The organism is Olivibacter ginsenosidimutans (assembly GCF_039542865.1).
Lineage (GTDB): Bacteria > Bacteroidota > Bacteroidia > Sphingobacteriales > Sphingobacteriaceae > Olivibacter > Olivibacter ginsenosidimutans.
This window is the reverse complement of sequence record NZ_BAABIQ010000003.1, coordinates 91,453-107,091: the sequence shown is the minus strand read 5'-3', so window position 1 is coordinate 107,091 and position 15,639 is coordinate 91,453. Positions and strand designations below refer to the sequence as shown.

Below are 15,639 nucleotides of genomic sequence, written 5' to 3'. Positions count from 1 at the left end.
GTAACGATAAATTCCTTACGCTATGGCGTCCAGCACAAGTACCCGCAGAACCACCAACGGGTACTTTTTTGTGCTTAGACTATTCACACATGAAAAACGTCGATTTATATAAGTTTATATTTTTTGATAAAAATACAATTTATTTTTTATTTCAATACAAATAATTCAATTTATTTTTTCAATCTTTCTTTTATTCGCATCTAAAAGCATCTTTCAACACAATTTTATTATCTATAAAACGCTCTTAAACAGAAATAACACTTTTCCCAAACACCTAAATAGCTTTTTTGTTACACTACAATAGCGTACATTACGCGTAACATATACAAACGATGAACGAATCCATAACATTAGCTTTATTAAAAAAACTTCAAGCCGAAGGTTTTACGACCCTAATCGCAAGTGCACGGGCAGAAAATGATCTTGTTTACGTACCAAGCAAAGAACCCAGTCCAGGTGAATTGATGGATAATGCAGCAGTTACGGCACTTAGTAATCTAGAAATCCTCGGAATTGATGAGGTGATTAAAAATTTTGCATTTTATGCTAATGAAGGAATCGAATTGGAAATCGACGAAGGGGAATAATGGCTTTAAGGGGTAAGGAAAGGTGTAAGGGAGTTTACATTATAAATTTGTAATCACGTAAAGCTTGATTTAAGTTGTGCGTTACGAGTTGCGAGCGTTTCCCTTCTCTCGCAACCCGTAACGCACAACTCATAACTTTCTAGGACTCATATAAAACACCAGCTCTCCACCCTTAATCAAATCTTCATGTTTTAAGCGATTATTTTTTACAAGCTGTCCATTGAGCAAGACCCGTTTCACATATACATTTTTATCCGACTGATTTTCGGCTTTAATGACGAGTTGTTTTCCATTTTCCAAATTTAATACGGCATGGTTTACCGCAGGGCTTCCAAGCCAGTATTCATTAGATGCTGGTGATACGGGATAAAAACCTAGTGAACTAAAGATAAACCAAGCGCTCATCTGACCACAATCATCATTTCCCCCCAAGCCATCTGCACCATTATGGTATTGATTCTTTAAAATCATGCGTACCTTTTCCTGCGTTTTCCATGGTTCTCCTGTACTATTGTAAAGATAAGCAACATGATGTGCAGGTTCATTTCCATGTACATAATTACCAATAATACCGTCCCTGGTTATATCTTCGGTATGGGCAAAAAACTCATCGGGTAAATGCATCGTAAATAACGAGTCCAAATAGCGAGATAAGCGTTTTTTACCGCCCATATTTTCCATCATCCCTTCTGGATCGTGTGGTACATACAAGCTGAAATTCCAAGCATTTCCTTCGATAAAACCTTCGCCGTCTGTTTTAAGCACATCAAATTTCTTTCTAAACGATCCATCGGCCAAACGAGGACGCATAAACCCGATGCTTTTGTCGTACATATTTTTCCAATGGGTAGATCGCTGCAAGAATGTTTCATATACACCCGTTTTTCCTAATTTCTTTGCGAGCTGCGCAATACACCAATCGTCATAGGCGTATTCCAACGTATTGGAAACCGAAGTACCCGAAACCTCGTCTGGAATATATCCTTTATCTATATAAGCCCCTATACCCTCATAATCCCGGGTATTCGCGGTTTGCACACAGGCATTCAAAGCGGCCATCGCATCTCCCTTGTACACACCTTTTAAGATAGCTTCTGCAATTACTGATACGCTATGGTAGCCACTCATACACCAATTATCATTGGCATAATGCGACCAGATGGGTAACATATGCAATACATTTTGGTCATAGTGTTTCATCATAGAAGCCACCATGTCTGCATTTCTAGTTGGATTAATCAGATTTAAATAAGGATGGAACGCTCTAAAAGTATCCCAGAGCGAAAAAGAGGTATAATTGGTAAAGTCGGACGCTTGATGAACTTCCTGGTCTAGCCCTTTATATTCCCCATTAACATCCATATAAACCGTAGGCATTAACGCAGCGTGGTACATCGCTGTATAGAAGTTAATGTAATCTGCTTTACTTGGAAGATCCACGACAATTTTTCGCAGTTCTTTCTCCCACAATGCTTGGCCTTCCTGTTTTGTACGGTCAAAATCCCAATGCGGGATCTCCGCTTGCATATTCTCGAGGGCATTTTTCATACTAACCGGGCTCAGTGCAAATTTTACTTGGACCTGCTCATTTGCTTTGGTATCAAAATCGAAATGCATCCTAATCTTTTTTCCGGCTATATCTGGAAAATGATGGTCTTGGTCAAATTTACGCCAAAAGCCTTTATAAGCTTGTGTCTTATCGTTATGCTGCGTACCGTAGTTTTTAAATGGCTTAGAGAAGGTCATGGCAAAATAAACGGTACGTGTGCGTGCCCAACCATTGGTTTGCCGATAACCTGTCACCAAGGTATCGTTAATTACCTTAACCACTGTCCAAACATTTTTATCATCGTAGTTATAAATCCCGGCCATCAGATCAAAAATGATATGGGCATCGGTAGACGCTGGAAAAGTATACCGATGAAAACCAACACGTGTGCTAGCGGTCAGCTCAGCTAACACTTGGGGTTCATCTAGTTTAACACGGTAATAATTTGCCTCGGCAACTTCATTATCATGACTAAATCTAGAACGGTAGCCATTTTCGGGATGTTGGGCAGTACCCGGATTCATCTGCAATTTACCAACAGTAGGCATGATCAGAAAATCACCTAAGTCCGAATGTCCTGTACCACTAAAATGCGTATGGCTAAAACCAACAATTGTTGAATCAGCATATTGGTAACCCGCACAGTATTTATAAACATCACCATTATATTTACCGCCAACTTCATAGGGAATGGTATCCGTATCCGGACTCAACTGAACGGCACCAAACGGAACAGTGGCTCCGGGAAAAGTGTGTCCCATTTTCGCCGTCCCTATAATCGGTTTAACATAAGTAGTTAAAGAAGCCTCTTGCGCTGTCACACTTAATGGTAGCAGCAGCAATAATCCAAGTTTTTTTATGTTCATCAATTGTTAATCTCGTATCGTTATTGATAAATTATTAATAGATGGCAATTTACACAAACAGCTTATAAAAATCGCCTATTTTTTTACTTCATTATTAGCCAATATTAGGATTACGGGCGTAGGCGCTCCAAAGTTCATCAACGCTTTTCCCTGTATTTTTTTTCCAAAAATCATCCGTATAGGTTTTTGTACGCATGGCATTATCCAATTTTTTCAACAATCCCTTTTTCACATGCAATTCTATCCAGTAAAAAAAACGTGCAGTAACGCGATAGGCATTTTCATACGACTGTTTTTCATCAAAATCCGGCAGTTTCCAATGTGCACCTTCATTATCCACACCCAATGTAAAACGTACATAGTCGGCAATTCCTTCTGTAATCCATCCGGGCCCCGAATCATTCGGATAGGCTTGGACGAGGTGCATGACTTCATGGGTAACGACATCAATATCATTTGGATTCTTTTTAAACCACTCTGGATTAAAACGTATAATCCCGTGAGCAGCAGCAGCCACTCCTTGATAGGCTGGATCGATAACAAATGTCACCTCACGCCTTGTTTTTTTATTATACAGCTTGGCTTCTTTGGGATAATTGATAAAAAAAACATCAATTAGCCTGTTCTTGACACCATCGTCAAAACTGGCTGATTTATTAATGAATACTAATGTATATTTTCCCTTGCTGATGGTATCAACGGCAATGGCTTCCTGCTTATCTCGAGAAACATCACCCCAATGGTCCTGACCGTAACAAATGGTCGTAGAAAAAAATAAAGCACTCGAAAAGAAAATCGTCTGCAATAGTTTATTTGTCATATATAGTCATTTTTATGTTGTACACGTCTTATTATGTATGCACTTTCTTTTATATATCTACCTTAATTTGTTTTAATGCATCGCTTATTTTTTAAAGCATTTTATCTAAGTTTGTTTGTAGGTAACGCCAAGTAGGTATATCCTAAAGGAAAAATTAAAAATAGGCATCTGTTCGCACTTTTTTTGTCAATCAAATCCTAATATAATGTTAATAAAATGTAAATAAGCCAACGATCAACTTACATGAAAAAAATCCGCCTAACACCATTACTCCTTCATAAAGTTATCAGTCTCATTAGCCTTGCTATCTTAGTTTCCGTACAAGCTAACTTAATCTATAACACTTATGAACTTAAGAACAAGCAATATCGTTTAGATGAAAAAAGTCTAATCGATCATGCTTATCAGGCAGCTATACGCAATGAAAAGCTATATCCTGGCGGAAGGAAAATAATTGATAGCCTGGTACAACAGAACATGGGAATTTTTGAAGAGCTCTATTTCACTAACCCGAAACAATTTGAACGCTTTCAACATCAAATTTGTAGAGAGCTTTTTATAAAACTACGCAAATCCAGTACGATGGATACGTTGTTTAATTCCATTAAGCAACAAAACAATTTGCCGGATGACCTGACTTACCTCCTAACACTAAATGCATTATCCATAACCTTTGATGGGGTATCCTACATTTCACTCTATCAGCAAGAACAGGCTTATCATTTTCTTCCTACTGAAATAACGGAAATCAAAGAAGGAATCGTTATCGACGGTAAATTAAGCACTATTAATAAAGAAAATTTAACAACCAGCTTAAGCATCTCTACTCCCACCCCTAAAAGTTACCAAATTACATTTTCCTTATTTGTTGATCATAAATACAGGCAGGGACAAGTACTCAGACAAATGATCCCAACCCTATCCCTCTCGTTATCCTCGATCATTTTTGTTTTACTGATTTACTATTTCACGTATCGCAATTGGCTAAAGCAAAAGAAATTAGCGGAAATGAAATCAGATTTCCTCAATAGCATCACCCACGAATTTAACACCCCCTTGACGGCCATCTTGGTAGCGAATAAAAGCCTACAAAACAAAGAAATTGTAGCAAATGGCAAGAATATCCTTTCGCTAACCGCAGTTATTCAACGGCAAACCGATCGATTGCAAGCACTTATCAATCAAGCGCTGGACATTACCACCATGAGTATAGAAACGATAGAAAAGTCGGAATACGAACTAAACAAGCTATTAGAGGAAATCATAAACGACTATAAGCTTAAAACTACCGAAAAAGTTTATATCGAATTTCTGCACGCTCCACTTCCTTCCCCTGTTCCACTCAATCGTTTTTTGTTGACAACAATGTTATATAACATTTTCGATAATGCGATTAAATATAATGAAGCCGAAATAAAACGTATTAAAGTCATCACCGCATCTAATGACACTCATGTAACCATTACCGTTAAAGATAATGGCGTAGGGATGTCTAAAAAGATGACCACCGCTATTTTTGAAAAATTTTATCGGGGTAAAAATAATCAACGAACAGGCGGTTTAGGATTAGGTCTGTTTTACGTTAAACAATCGCTTGAAATACATGGGTGGTCCCTAAATGTATGGAGTAAAGAAGGAGAAGGCAGTGAATTTTGTATATTTATCCCCGTATCAACGTAATCAATTTAGCACTATGCCGTATAAATTACTCTTTGTAGAAGATGAAAAGGATCTAGGAAATGTAGTGAAGCAATATTTAGAGTTTATGGGATTTTCAGTTATCTGGCATACCCACGCAAAAAATGCGTATGATGATTACATTGCAGATCCCAATTTCCATTTATTACTCATCGACATTCAACTCCCGGATTACGATGGCTTTGAGCTGGCGGAAAAGATTTCCAAGGTTAATAACCAACAGGCTTTTCTGTTTCTTACAGCAAGAAATGAAAAAAAAGATCGCATCTATGGATTAAAAATTGGAGCAGATGATTATATCAACAAACCATTTGATATTGATGAGTTGGTTTTGCGCATAAAAAACATCATCCGGCGAAACAATGGCGTCAACAATTCGCTTGAACATCCCGCTGAAACAACACCTGTGCAAGTTATGGGCGACCTGTTGTTTTATAAAGAATTACTCAAGCTATCCTTTCCAAATCAAAAAGCGGTTTCACTAACACTTCGTGAAGCACAGTTATTGATGTACCTTTACGAAAACAGGAATCGTATATTAAAAAGAGAAGAGATCTTACTGCACCTATGGGGAGAAAATGATTATTTCTTGGGCAGAAGCTTGGATGTTTTTATTTCTCGGTTACGTAAGACCCTTCACTATTCGGCCGAAGTTCGCATCGAAAATGTTTATGGGGTCGGCTTTATTTTCCATGTCGCTCCAGTAGATAATTAAAAAATCAAAAGTAAAAAGAAGGGAAAAGGGAATAAGGCAATAGGCTGTATGCTGTAAGACAGAACCTTGTCTCACAATCAACAACTAACCCAATCGCACCACCTTACCTGTTTTCACCGATTCATCACAAGCCAAGGCAATTCTTAAACTGTTTACAGCGTCTAGGTTAGCCTTGGTTAAATTGATATTTTCCCGTATGGCCTGTAAAAAAAACTGCTGCTCCCGATCACATAAAGTTTGATGATCCGGTTCATCCGCCAAATTTATCCAACGATCTTTTTCTATAAACTGATACTGTTCATTTAACCGAGCGTCATGCACACGTAACGATTCCGTTTGGGTATGTGCTGCTACAGTGTCTGACTTTCCAGATTGGGTAGCTCCCGCTGCAACAATAGAAACAGCACCTTTAGGCCCAATAATATCTTTAACAAAAAAAGCAGTTTCGCTGACCATTGGCCCCCACGCCGCTTCATACCATCCCACTGATCCATCTTCAAATCGAATCTGCAGGTGACCATAATTATAATTATCCGCTGGAATAGCATCAGTTAACCGGGCCCCAATAGCGCTTACCTGTAACGGTTTTGCATCGGTAAGCTGGCACATGACATCGATATAATGAACACCGCAATCTACAATCGGACTCAAACTCTCCATCAGATGCTGATGCACCCGCCACATATGGCCATGGCTTTGTTGATTTAAATTCATACGCATTACTAATGGTGTGCCTAGCGTACGGCCAATTTCCACAAATTGTTTCCAAGAAGGGTGGAAACGCAAAATGTAACCGACAACCAGTTTCTTTGCTGCCTTTTCTGCAGCGGCTATTACGCGCTGTGCTCCCGCTACAGTAGTAGCCAATGGTTTTTCGATGAATACATGGCAACCAGCTTCAAAAGCTTTTATAGCAAAATCCTCATGGGTATCTGGATAGGTTGCGATACAAACCGCGTCCGGCTTTGTTTCATGCAATGCTTGTTCATAGGTATCAAATAAGGGGTATGTTGCTCCAAGCTCTTCATTGAGTGCAACCTTACTAGCTCCTCTAGAAACCAAACCGCAAATTTCAAAGTCGGCCATGCCATGATACGCCTTAGCATGTGAAACACCCATATTGCCACAACCAACAACCAATATGCGGATACGTTGCATTGTTTGTATATTCTGATTATCCATTTGTATATTCTGATTATCCATTGGACTTGTTTTTTACTGAGTGCACAACGAATTTCCGTTTCAATGTTTCTCGCAATGAAGCGTTTTTTTTCTAAAATGCTGTTTTGTCGTGCATCTATTTTTTACTGGCCTGCAAGTTAAGCTTTTCTTCTGTGTTCAAGGCATTGAAATTTCTAACAATTTTTGCCTATTTCGCTATTTTATAGTAGGTTTACTCTTCATTATATAATATACGTTTAATTGATTTAATATGGCAATAAACAATCAAGATTCTTCCTTCATGCAGCGCGTGAATCAATGGCTCACAGGCAATTATGATGAGCAGACAAAAAGCACTATCCAGAAATTAATCGATCAGCAAGCAACAGATGAACTTCAGGATGCTTTTTACAAGGATCTTGCCTTTGGCACTGGGGGCTTACGTGGTATTATGGGAGTGGGCACTAATCGGATGAACAAATATACCGTAGGAAAGGCAACTCAAGGTTTAGCAAATTATTTAAAAAAAAACTATCCAGGAGAAACCATAAAAGCAGCCGTTAGCTTTGATAGTAGAAATTCGTCGCAGGCGTTCGCGCAAACCGTTGCTGATGTTTTTTCGGCCAATGACATTCAGGTTTACCTCTTTGAGGAATTGAGACCCACACCAGAACTTTCGTTTGCGATACGTGAACTCGGTTGCCAAAGTGGTGTTATGCTAACGGCATCACACAATCCAAAAGAATATAATGGCTATAAGGCCTATTGGAATGACGGCGGACAACTCGTTGCACCTCACGACACCAATGTTATTGACGAGGTAAATGCACTTGACATCAGTCAAGTCAAATTCACACCTAAGGCAGCATTGATCAAAAAAATAAGCAACGAAATAGATGAAGCTTATTTTACCAAACTAGTCTCTCTTTCCCTACGACCAGAAGTGGTAAAAAAGCAAAAAGATCTTAAAATTGTCTATTCTCCCATCCATGGTACCGGTATCACAACGGTTCCACCCGTTTTAAAACAATGGGGCTTTGAACAGGTTCATGTCGTATTAGCACAAGCTACTCCTGACGGAAACTTCCCAACGGTCGTCTATCCAAACCCAGAGGAAGAAGAAGCAATGTCTATGGGTTTAAAAGAGGCAGAAAAGCTACAGGCAGATTTACTGCTAGCGACTGATCCCGATGCCGATCGCGTCGGTGTGGCTACTCGAAATCTTGACGGAAAATATCAGCTTTTAAATGGTAATCAAATCGGTTCTCTATTAGTAGATTATGTTCTGAGTACGAAGAAAGCTAAACAAGAATTAGCTCATCAAGATTTTACCTGTAAAACCATCGTTACTACTAACCTCATTAGTGAAATAGCTAAAGCTTACCACGTTCCTTGTTATGAAGTCTTAACCGGCTTTAAATACATTGGTGAATTGATGACGAAGCTGGAAGGCAAAGAGAAATTTTTGGTCGGTGGCGAAGAAAGTTATGGATTTCTTGTAGGCGATTTGGTTCGAGACAAGGACGCCGTAGTCTCTTGCGCGTTTATTGCTGAAATGACCGCCTATTATAAAGATCAGGGGAAAACATTATTCGAAGCTTTAACCGAAATATATTTGAAGTATGGCTTTTTTAAAGAAAAATTGATCTCGCTAACGAAAAAAGGCCAAAGTGGGGCCGCCGAGATAAAAGCCATGATGCAACGCTTACGAACAGCTACGCCAAAAACCTTAGGCGGAGTGAAAGTTACCCTGCTTAGGGATTACGAAAACGGCATTGCCATTGATCAAATCACTGGTGCACAGACTCCTTTAGATTTACCAAAATCCGATGTATTGCAATTTATTACGGAAGATGGGAGCATCGTTTCGGCCAGACCTTCCGGAACGGAACCCAAAATCAAATTCTATTGCAGCGCCAAGTTACCGCTAACTGCTTTAAGTGATTACCATCAGGTTGAAAAAGCTTTGGAAGAAAAAATCGAGCACATGATGCAGGATATTGTTTGACACTTGCAATCTGCACAGGTTACCAATAATTGGTAAATTACTCAAAATTAAAAACATATTCTTATGGGACGAAACACATCCGTGTCACTTGAAACTACTTTGAAGGTTTTGTTGAAGACAGAATTTCTGAGGGGCGCTATAAAAATGCGAGTGAAGTAATCCAGGCAGGACTTCGACTTCTTGAAGAAGAAGAAAGCAAAAGTCTAGCCAATACCCCGTCAATAGGGAAAAAATACGAAGACGTCTCCCAAAATATTTTAGGTGGTGTTGGTAAACACATAATCTTTTATAAAGAACTAAAATCCGAAGAAATCGAAATTGTTAGCATTCTTCCTGAAAGAATGGATTAAAAAATAGGCTTAAGGTATAGGGAGAGCTTCTTAATCAGCTCTCCCCTTTTTGTTTGCAAAGGCGTTAATTTGCCGACAAAGCCACTGCATTCAATTGTCTTGGCGATCCATCGGGGCCAACAGCAATAATATTATCAAAAATTACGCGAGTACCTGGGGTAATGCGACTTAAAGCCGCTTGCATCGCGCTACTAAGGGTATTTCCGCTGGTAGACAACACAATCGCATCGGCCCTCGGTTTAGCAATAATCATCGTAAATTTGGTCACTTTAAACTTGGCATCGAAATCAAAATTATCTAACGTAGCAAACACTGCTTTCTGTGCTTTTAATGCTACAGAAGGCATGGTGCCTCCGGTCTTCCCACCAAATTTAGCTACAGGATCTGGAATACGCTTCACCCGGAAATCGGTCGTGCTAAGCGTTTGTACCTTCCCTGGCGCCACCTCGGCCGCTACAGAAATTTTAGCCGTCCCAGGAGAGGAAACCCGGGCTACATATTTACCATTGCTGCCCTTAAGTGACCCACCGGTCATGCTGACTTTCATTTTATCTGCTGGTGTTCCTGGAGCCGATACCGATAGTGGGTTATCGACACCAATATAGAGCACATTCATTTTATCGGGCGAAACGACAGCGGAAGGCCGCGAAACCTGATAATGTTGCTCGGGTGTGCGGTATTCCTTTACCGTACCATCTGTTTGTTTCACTTTAATAACACCCGTCCAGGTAAAAGAACCTTCACTGCTGGTATTGATACTGTACACGCCCTTTCCATCGCTCACTTTGAGTGGTGTACCATTGACGGTAATAGTGGGATCCGACTTTGAATCATAAGCTGTTAAGAATACTTCAGCAGTATAGGGTTGTCCTTGCACTACGTAGGATGTTGGCGCAACGGCAACAGCAGAAAATTGATCTAAATTTACCACCGCCTGATCCATTTTACCCAAAATTCTTTTGACTACATCAGATTCTGCATTTTGAGCATCTGCCTGAATTTTTGTAAGAATGGTCATAGCAGCCGTTAATGGTGTACCATCACCAAAGTTAATGTTTTCCCAGTTCTTTTTACCATTAACCCTTTTCTCTGGATCTTTCGCTTCTAAAGAGAAGGTAACAGCCTGCCTATCTTTTTCATCCAACAAAGCCAGCAATTTCTCGCGGGTACTATTAATTTTCTCCTTTAATTCCTTTCCTTTTTTTCCATTAACCATCACGCCAGGAGCGATATCGACATTGTCTCGTTGAGCTAAATCGCCTGTATCTTCATCATAGCCGCCCCCCTTTTTCTCAAATTCCTTTTTCAATTGATCAATATATCCATTAAGATCGGCTACTATAGCTCTCGCTTGTTTGGCCTTCTCATAAATAGGTCGTGCACGTTCAGGTTCCTCTTTTAACTTCGTATTTTCAAAAGCGGTGAATAGTTGCTCAACGGAGTTATTCACATTATTACGCGAAGTTTCAAGGCTATTGTTTATATTCCGGAAGGCATCTAAAACGGTATCCGACACATTTAAGGCCAACATCGCAAGCAATACCAAATACATGATATTGATCATCCGCTGCCTTGGGGTTTCTCTTCCTAAAGCCATTTATACTACTGTTAAGGTTATCAATGTGTTGAATTCTAAATTCTAGGCTGATTCATTGCGCTCAGCATATTGCCATAAACAGCATTTAAGGCTGCTAAATTCTTGGCTAATTTACCCACCTCATCTTTAAATTGCTTCGAATCATCGAGTGACTCGTTGAAATTCTGCATGGTCGCACTTAAGTGGGTATAGAATGCATTCATTGATTGTAAATGAGCTTGCGAATCCCGTAATTCACGTTCATACATCGCATTTAAGGAACTTAGATTCTGGGTCAGTTGAGCCACTTGGGTGTGATAACCACGTGTATCCGAATCGGCAGACGACATAGCCACTAAATTAGCCGTTGCTTTTTCAAAGGCAGTACTCATCTGATCAAACTTGCCGGTTACCGTGCGTAGTTTATCGGTAAACTCACTAGCTGCAAAGGAGGCATCCGACATGTTGTTGATCGCTGTCACCTTGTCGTTTAATGAGCGAAGACCTCTGCCCAGATTTGCCAGGGTTTCAGGGCCAACCTGCGCATCGGCAAAAACTTTATCTAAAGCTGCAGTGGTGGAATTTGCAGGCGTCTGTACCATCCGTGAAGAAGAGGTAGGTAACTCGCCCGTATAATTTTCATCCAGCTCTGGATAAACTCGTTCCCATGCCGGTTCTTTAGGTGGAGGATTTAGCCCCATTAAAAAAAACAATATGGCTTCAACACCAAGGCCGGCGCCAATCATGTAATTAGCCATGGCACCACCTATATGTAAAATTTTAAAAAGTGCTCCTAAAATCACCACACTTGCTCCCCAAGATATGGCAACATGCAACCAATTTGAATCTTTCTTCTTCATTTTTTATGGTATTGAGGTCTATTTATGATAACTGTTCTTAAAAAAGATGTAGGATATTCCAACTTGCACGTTCAAGCTCTGTGCAATACTATATTTTAATGACTCGATTTTATTTTCCAAATCGGCCACTTCGGCTGATCCCATGTCGTAAGTTTTCAATTTATATGAAGACGTTGGAATATAATATCCAAGATTTACCGACAGGTTAAGTTGTCTGGAAATGGCTATTCCATTTAATCCGGTTCCTACATAAGGCCTGAATTTACTCCACTCCAACTCATAATCCTTTGGTTCGTTACTTACCTGTGTCTCGGGTTTATAACGAGTCAGTTTATTTTCAAAAAAATACCCTGCCCCAGCACTTACGATCCATTTTCGTGCGATCCAACTGTCTCTTCCATACAAGGGCTGCCAATCGCCAAATAAGGAGATATCAGAGCGGTTAAGTTTAAATTTCTGTTGTCGATATTTCATTTTCATGGATGGGAAAATGCTCCCTCCTAATCTTAGGTTAAACTGCTCATTTAACGGATAACTTCCTTCGATACCTATCCCCCTTGTTCCTAGTTGAACACCAACAGAGCGATAGAAACTGGAATATTCTTTCCAAATCTGTGCCTTTGCCGTCAAACTAAACAGGCCCGTTATAAAGAACAGTATGATTATTTTTTTCATGTTAACTCCTCTAATTTCCGTTATTTTCTGGTGTTTCGTTTTCTACAGGTGCCTCTTCTTGTATTGGCGCTGTTTCTTGTGCTGGCGCAACCTCTTGCTCTGGTGTTGTTTCCTGCTCTGGTGTGGTCGTTTCCTCTTTAATGTCTTGTTTGGCTGGTGCCGTTTTAGTTACGGAATCTTTTTTTGCCTTTTCTTCAGGGTTTGCTAAATCTTCAGCCTTAATCCCTTTTGGGTTTCTCCATAAGCGTTTTTTATAGGCATCAATCTTATCCGCAATTTCCTTTTCATTTGCTTGTTCCTGTTCTGCTCCTTCGGCTAACTGTGCAGATTGCCCAGGAGATGATTCGCGGATGATTTTACTAGCAAACTTTCGCTGTACAAATAAGTCGTCCATCGTCATATCGTAGAGTTCCCGGTCTGGGTCAGATACATCCACCTGCACCAAGGTATAGCGTAATTGTGGAAAATAAAGCCAAAAAGCGGGTGTTTCTCCAACTGTTTCTGCCAATTCGGAAGAAGTAGTCACTTTCATTAAAGGTGCAACGCCAATAATCCGCGTTTCCAGCTTTCCGCGTTGTTTATCAAAAAACATATCTTCCTTAATCCTGAATTTCGTCACTTTTGCCGGATCAAACTCATTGAGGGTCATCTTAGAGTCGATCTGATTTCCTTCGTCATCAAAAATCGGAACCAACACACTGTCTGTAAACCGTGCCTCTCCTTCTCTTGCCGTTAATTTGGTTTTAAAACCATCGTCTTCGGGGTTATAGGGTGTTAATTTTCCCTCCTGGATACCTTTCATAATGGCTTCCATTAAAGAAGCACCAGGTGTAGCAAAAATATAATTTTCTTTATCAGCCAGATCTATATCCCGCCATATTCTCTTATAAAAGCGGATATTCTTTGGATTTACTTTAGGATAGGCAAAAGGGATGGCATCCTTCAAGTCGTTCACCTGATAATAGCCATCAGTTTGGGGTATAGTGTCTGAAAGAATTTCTCCACGGGGTACGGTGTCTTCAAGGGCAGTATCCATCATAACTGGATCTTGCGTTTGTTGTAAGGTATCAACAGTAGTATCCGGCAACACTTGTGCATTAAGTTGGCCGATCGCACAGCAATACACAAAACCGGCAATTGCTATCATTCGCATGCGCTTCATCATGATCTATTTCGTTTTTTATTTATACCGACGTGTTTTAACTTGGGGCGTTGTCATTTCAAAGGCTGACATCACACATCGAAACCCAACATAAGAGTGTGGTTCATCCTGCTCTTCGTAACTCCGAGTATCACTATTAAGCATCGGACCATTATCTTTCCACGAACCCCCTCTTACCACTTTTCGTTTGAGCATGTAATTTGCATTATCGTCTGCATCATACAATAACACTGGGTTTAAATCATTTACAAACGCTATTGCCGATGGACTAAATGCATCCAAGGTCCATTCCGAAACATTACCTGCCATATTATACACACCAAAAGCATTAGGAGTATACGACTTAACCGGAACGGTAAATGTTGCTCCATCCCGTGAATAGGTACCCTCTCCTTGCTTAAAGTTAACCGCTAATTTCTTTTTATGCGACTTACGATCATTAATCGTAAGTCTTGTTTTCTGAATCGTATCGGCTGGGTCTAATTTTCCTTCTGCAGCATATTGCCATTGGGCTTCCGTTGGCAAGCTAAAGGTTAATTGATAACCTTTAAGATAACCATTTTTTTGCATCTGTGCCATCAGTTCTTTCCCTCGCCAATCGGCATAAGCTCTAGCTTGTTTCCATGTTACGCCCACAACAGGGTTGTAATCGAACGATTCGTGTTCAAAATAATTGGCATCCATAGAAGACATTTGCGCATTGGGAAAATCTTTCGACCAAATTCCCTCATCGGGTATCACCGCTACCGTATCGGTAACGTACTGGTCATTATTTTTTCCATCCATTTTGATATGAGAGAAATGATATTTGATAACCTCCCGATTGAGCGACCGACGGCCGCTTTCCATACTAATCATCGGTGCTAACTTTTCCCGGATAGCAGGGTCATCGCTCTTCCAAAGTGGAGAATTTGCTTTTACCCGCTTCCAATCGATTTGTCGCGTCTCCGTGGCAACTGCAGAATCGGCAGGGGAAGAACCCGTACGGCCAGTTCCTTGTTGGTTAAGGAAATACTGATCGTCTTGCAGATAATCGGTAACAGCAATAGAATCGGCAACCCAATTGACGAATTCACGGTATTGCTTATTCGACACTTCCGTTTCATCAATAAAAAAAGCACTCACACTCACATTTCTTCCTTCAGCGGCACTGTCTTGTGAAGCCGTATAATAGATAGTCCCTGAAGGGATATAAACCATGCCCGGAGGCGCTGGCAATCCATTTCCCCTAAAAGAACTAACCCGGGGAGCCTTATACATTTTATTTGAACTGCACGATGCAAATCCGATTGCGCCAATGATAAAAGCACAAAAAAAAGTACGTCTACAGCTGCTGCTTCGTAAACTTAAAATCCTAAATGTATGTTTCATTTCTTCTCGTAGGTGTTGTTCACTTATCTCTATTTCCCAAATCAAAAAATATTCACCCCTTTTTCGAGCAATAATGCTGCCATTTTTATTAAAAGCCGATCATTTTTTAATAAAGTCGGCTTTTTATCCCTTTACAGCGCAATATAGCTTAGCTTTAGTAGCTAGGCATAAAAAAAAGCACAGTCTGTTCAATTGATTTAGGTCAATCGAGCAAACTGTGCTTTTTTAAATACGGTAAATA

Annotated in this window: 12 protein-coding genes and 1 pseudogene; 5 read left to right on the top strand and 8 right to left on the bottom strand. The window is 40.0% G+C overall.

Annotation, left to right across the window (positions count from 1 at the left end; all coding sequences use genetic code 11):
- Positions 1 to 332: 332 nt before the first annotated feature.
- Positions 333 to 587, top strand: coding sequence for a hypothetical protein (locus tag ABD930_RS01835; protein ID WP_345229978.1), 255 nt, complete (start codon positions 333 to 335; stop codon positions 585 to 587).
- 129 nt (positions 588 to 716) lie between these two features.
- On the opposite strand, the gene ABD930_RS01830 is transcribed toward ABD930_RS01835, so the two are convergent.
- Complete coding sequence (locus ABD930_RS01830; RefSeq protein ID WP_345229977.1) at positions 717 to 3,002, bottom strand: GH92 family glycosyl hydrolase; 2,286 nt, start codon at positions 3,000 to 3,002, stop codon at positions 717 to 719.
- A gap of 94 nt (positions 3,003 to 3,096) precedes the next feature.
- A complete protein-coding gene (locus ABD930_RS01825) occupies positions 3,097 to 3,822 on the bottom strand; it encodes a basic secretory protein-like protein (RefSeq protein WP_345229976.1) in 726 nt (241 codons plus the stop codon).
- A 243-nt stretch (positions 3,823 to 4,065) separates the two neighbouring features.
- On the opposite strand from ABD930_RS01825, the gene ABD930_RS01820 reads away from it, so the two are divergent.
- Together ABD930_RS01820 and ABD930_RS01815 are read left to right on the top strand one after the other, a co-directional pair.
- Positions 4,066 to 5,502: a sensor histidine kinase gene (locus tag ABD930_RS01820; protein WP_345229975.1), complete on the top strand. Its 1,437-nt coding sequence runs from the start codon at positions 4,066 to 4,068 to the stop codon at positions 5,500 to 5,502.
- 13 nt (positions 5,503 to 5,515) lie between these two features.
- On the top strand, positions 5,516 to 6,235 hold the full coding sequence (locus ABD930_RS01815; protein ID WP_345229974.1) for a response regulator transcription factor: 720 nt from the start codon (positions 5,516 to 5,518) through the stop codon (positions 6,233 to 6,235).
- A gap of 84 nt (positions 6,236 to 6,319) precedes the next feature.
- Here ABD930_RS01815 and ABD930_RS01810 read toward each other — a convergent pair whose 3' ends face one another.
- The gene (locus tag ABD930_RS01810) at positions 6,320 to 7,438 is read right to left on the bottom strand and encodes a Gfo/Idh/MocA family oxidoreductase (RefSeq protein ID WP_345229973.1); all 1,119 of its coding nucleotides are present in this window, start codon (positions 7,436 to 7,438) and stop codon (positions 6,320 to 6,322) included.
- 229 nt (positions 7,439 to 7,667) lie between these two features.
- On the opposite strand from ABD930_RS01810, the gene ABD930_RS01805 reads away from it, so the two are divergent.
- Both ABD930_RS01805 and ABD930_RS21815 read left to right on the top strand, forming a co-directional pair.
- On the top strand, positions 7,668 to 9,404 hold the full coding sequence (locus ABD930_RS01805) for a phospho-sugar mutase (RefSeq protein ID WP_345229972.1): 1,737 nt from the start codon (positions 7,668 to 7,670) through the stop codon (positions 9,402 to 9,404).
- Positions 9,405 to 9,511: 107 nt separating this feature from the next.
- Positions 9,512 to 9,754, top strand: a pseudogene (locus ABD930_RS21815) (type II toxin-antitoxin system ParD family antitoxin); the annotation flags it as partial.
- Positions 9,755 to 9,818: 64 nt separating this feature from the next.
- On the opposite strand, the gene porM reads toward ABD930_RS21815, so the two are convergent.
- The 5 genes from porM to porK are packed head-to-tail and all read right to left on the bottom strand — an operon-like array spanning position 9,819 to position 15,398.
- Positions 9,819 to 11,351, bottom strand: coding sequence for a type IX secretion system motor protein PorM/GldM (porM, locus tag ABD930_RS01800; protein ID WP_345229971.1), 1,533 nt, complete (start codon positions 11,349 to 11,351; stop codon positions 9,819 to 9,821).
- Between the two features lie 35 nt (positions 11,352 to 11,386).
- Positions 11,387 to 12,190, bottom strand: coding sequence for a type IX secretion system motor protein PorL/GldL (porL, locus tag ABD930_RS01795; protein WP_345229970.1), 804 nt, complete (start codon positions 12,188 to 12,190; stop codon positions 11,387 to 11,389).
- Between the two features lie 18 nt (positions 12,191 to 12,208).
- Positions 12,209 to 12,865, bottom strand: a complete 657-nt coding sequence (locus tag ABD930_RS01790) for a hypothetical protein (protein ID WP_345229969.1) — start codon at positions 12,863 to 12,865, stop codon at positions 12,209 to 12,211.
- Between the two features lie 10 nt (positions 12,866 to 12,875).
- A complete protein-coding gene (porN, locus tag ABD930_RS01785; RefSeq protein WP_345229968.1) occupies positions 12,876 to 14,030 on the bottom strand; it encodes a type IX secretion system ring subunit PorN/GldN in 1,155 nt (384 codons plus the stop codon).
- Between the two features lie 15 nt (positions 14,031 to 14,045).
- Positions 14,046 to 15,398 (bottom strand): T9SS ring complex lipoprotein PorK/GldK, encoded by a 1,353-nt coding sequence (gene porK, locus ABD930_RS01780; protein WP_486348634.1) that lies wholly within the window; start codon positions 15,396 to 15,398, stop codon positions 14,046 to 14,048.
- Between the last annotated feature and the right edge of the window lie 241 nt (positions 15,399 to 15,639).

What these genes read in the sequence shown, in the direction of transcription:
- ABD930_RS01835 (WP_345229978.1), top strand. Translation starts at nt 333, where the DNA reads ATGAACGAATCCATAACATTAGCTTTATTAAAAAAACTTCAAGCCGAA.
- ABD930_RS01830 (WP_345229977.1), bottom strand. Translation starts at nt 3,002, where the DNA reads ATGAACATAAAAAAACTTGGATTATTGCTGCTGCTACCATTAAGTGTG.
- ABD930_RS01825 (WP_345229976.1), bottom strand. Translation starts at nt 3,822, where the DNA reads ATGACAAATAAACTATTGCAGACGATTTTCTTTTCGAGTGCTTTATTT.
- ABD930_RS01820 (WP_345229975.1), top strand. Translation starts at nt 4,066, where the DNA reads ATGAAAAAAATCCGCCTAACACCATTACTCCTTCATAAAGTTATCAGT.
- ABD930_RS01815 (WP_345229974.1), top strand. Translation starts at nt 5,516, where the DNA reads ATGCCGTATAAATTACTCTTTGTAGAAGATGAAAAGGATCTAGGAAAT.
- ABD930_RS01810 (WP_345229973.1), bottom strand. Translation starts at nt 7,438, where the DNA reads ATGGATAATCAGAATATACAAATGGATAATCAGAATATACAAACAATG.
- ABD930_RS01805 (WP_345229972.1), top strand. Translation starts at nt 7,668, where the DNA reads ATGGCAATAAACAATCAAGATTCTTCCTTCATGCAGCGCGTGAATCAA.
- porM (WP_345229971.1), bottom strand. Translation starts at nt 11,351, where the DNA reads ATGGCTTTAGGAAGAGAAACCCCAAGGCAGCGGATGATCAATATCATG.
- porL (WP_345229970.1), bottom strand. Translation starts at nt 12,190, where the DNA reads ATGAAGAAGAAAGATTCAAATTGGTTGCATGTTGCCATATCTTGGGGA.
- ABD930_RS01790 (WP_345229969.1), bottom strand. Translation starts at nt 12,865, where the DNA reads ATGAAAAAAATAATCATACTGTTCTTTATAACGGGCCTGTTTAGTTTG.
- porN (WP_345229968.1), bottom strand. Translation starts at nt 14,030, where the DNA reads ATGATGAAGCGCATGCGAATGATAGCAATTGCCGGTTTTGTGTATTGC.
- porK (WP_486348634.1), bottom strand. Translation starts at nt 15,398, where the DNA reads ATGAAACATACATTTAGGATTTTAAGTTTACGAAGCAGCAGCTGTAGA.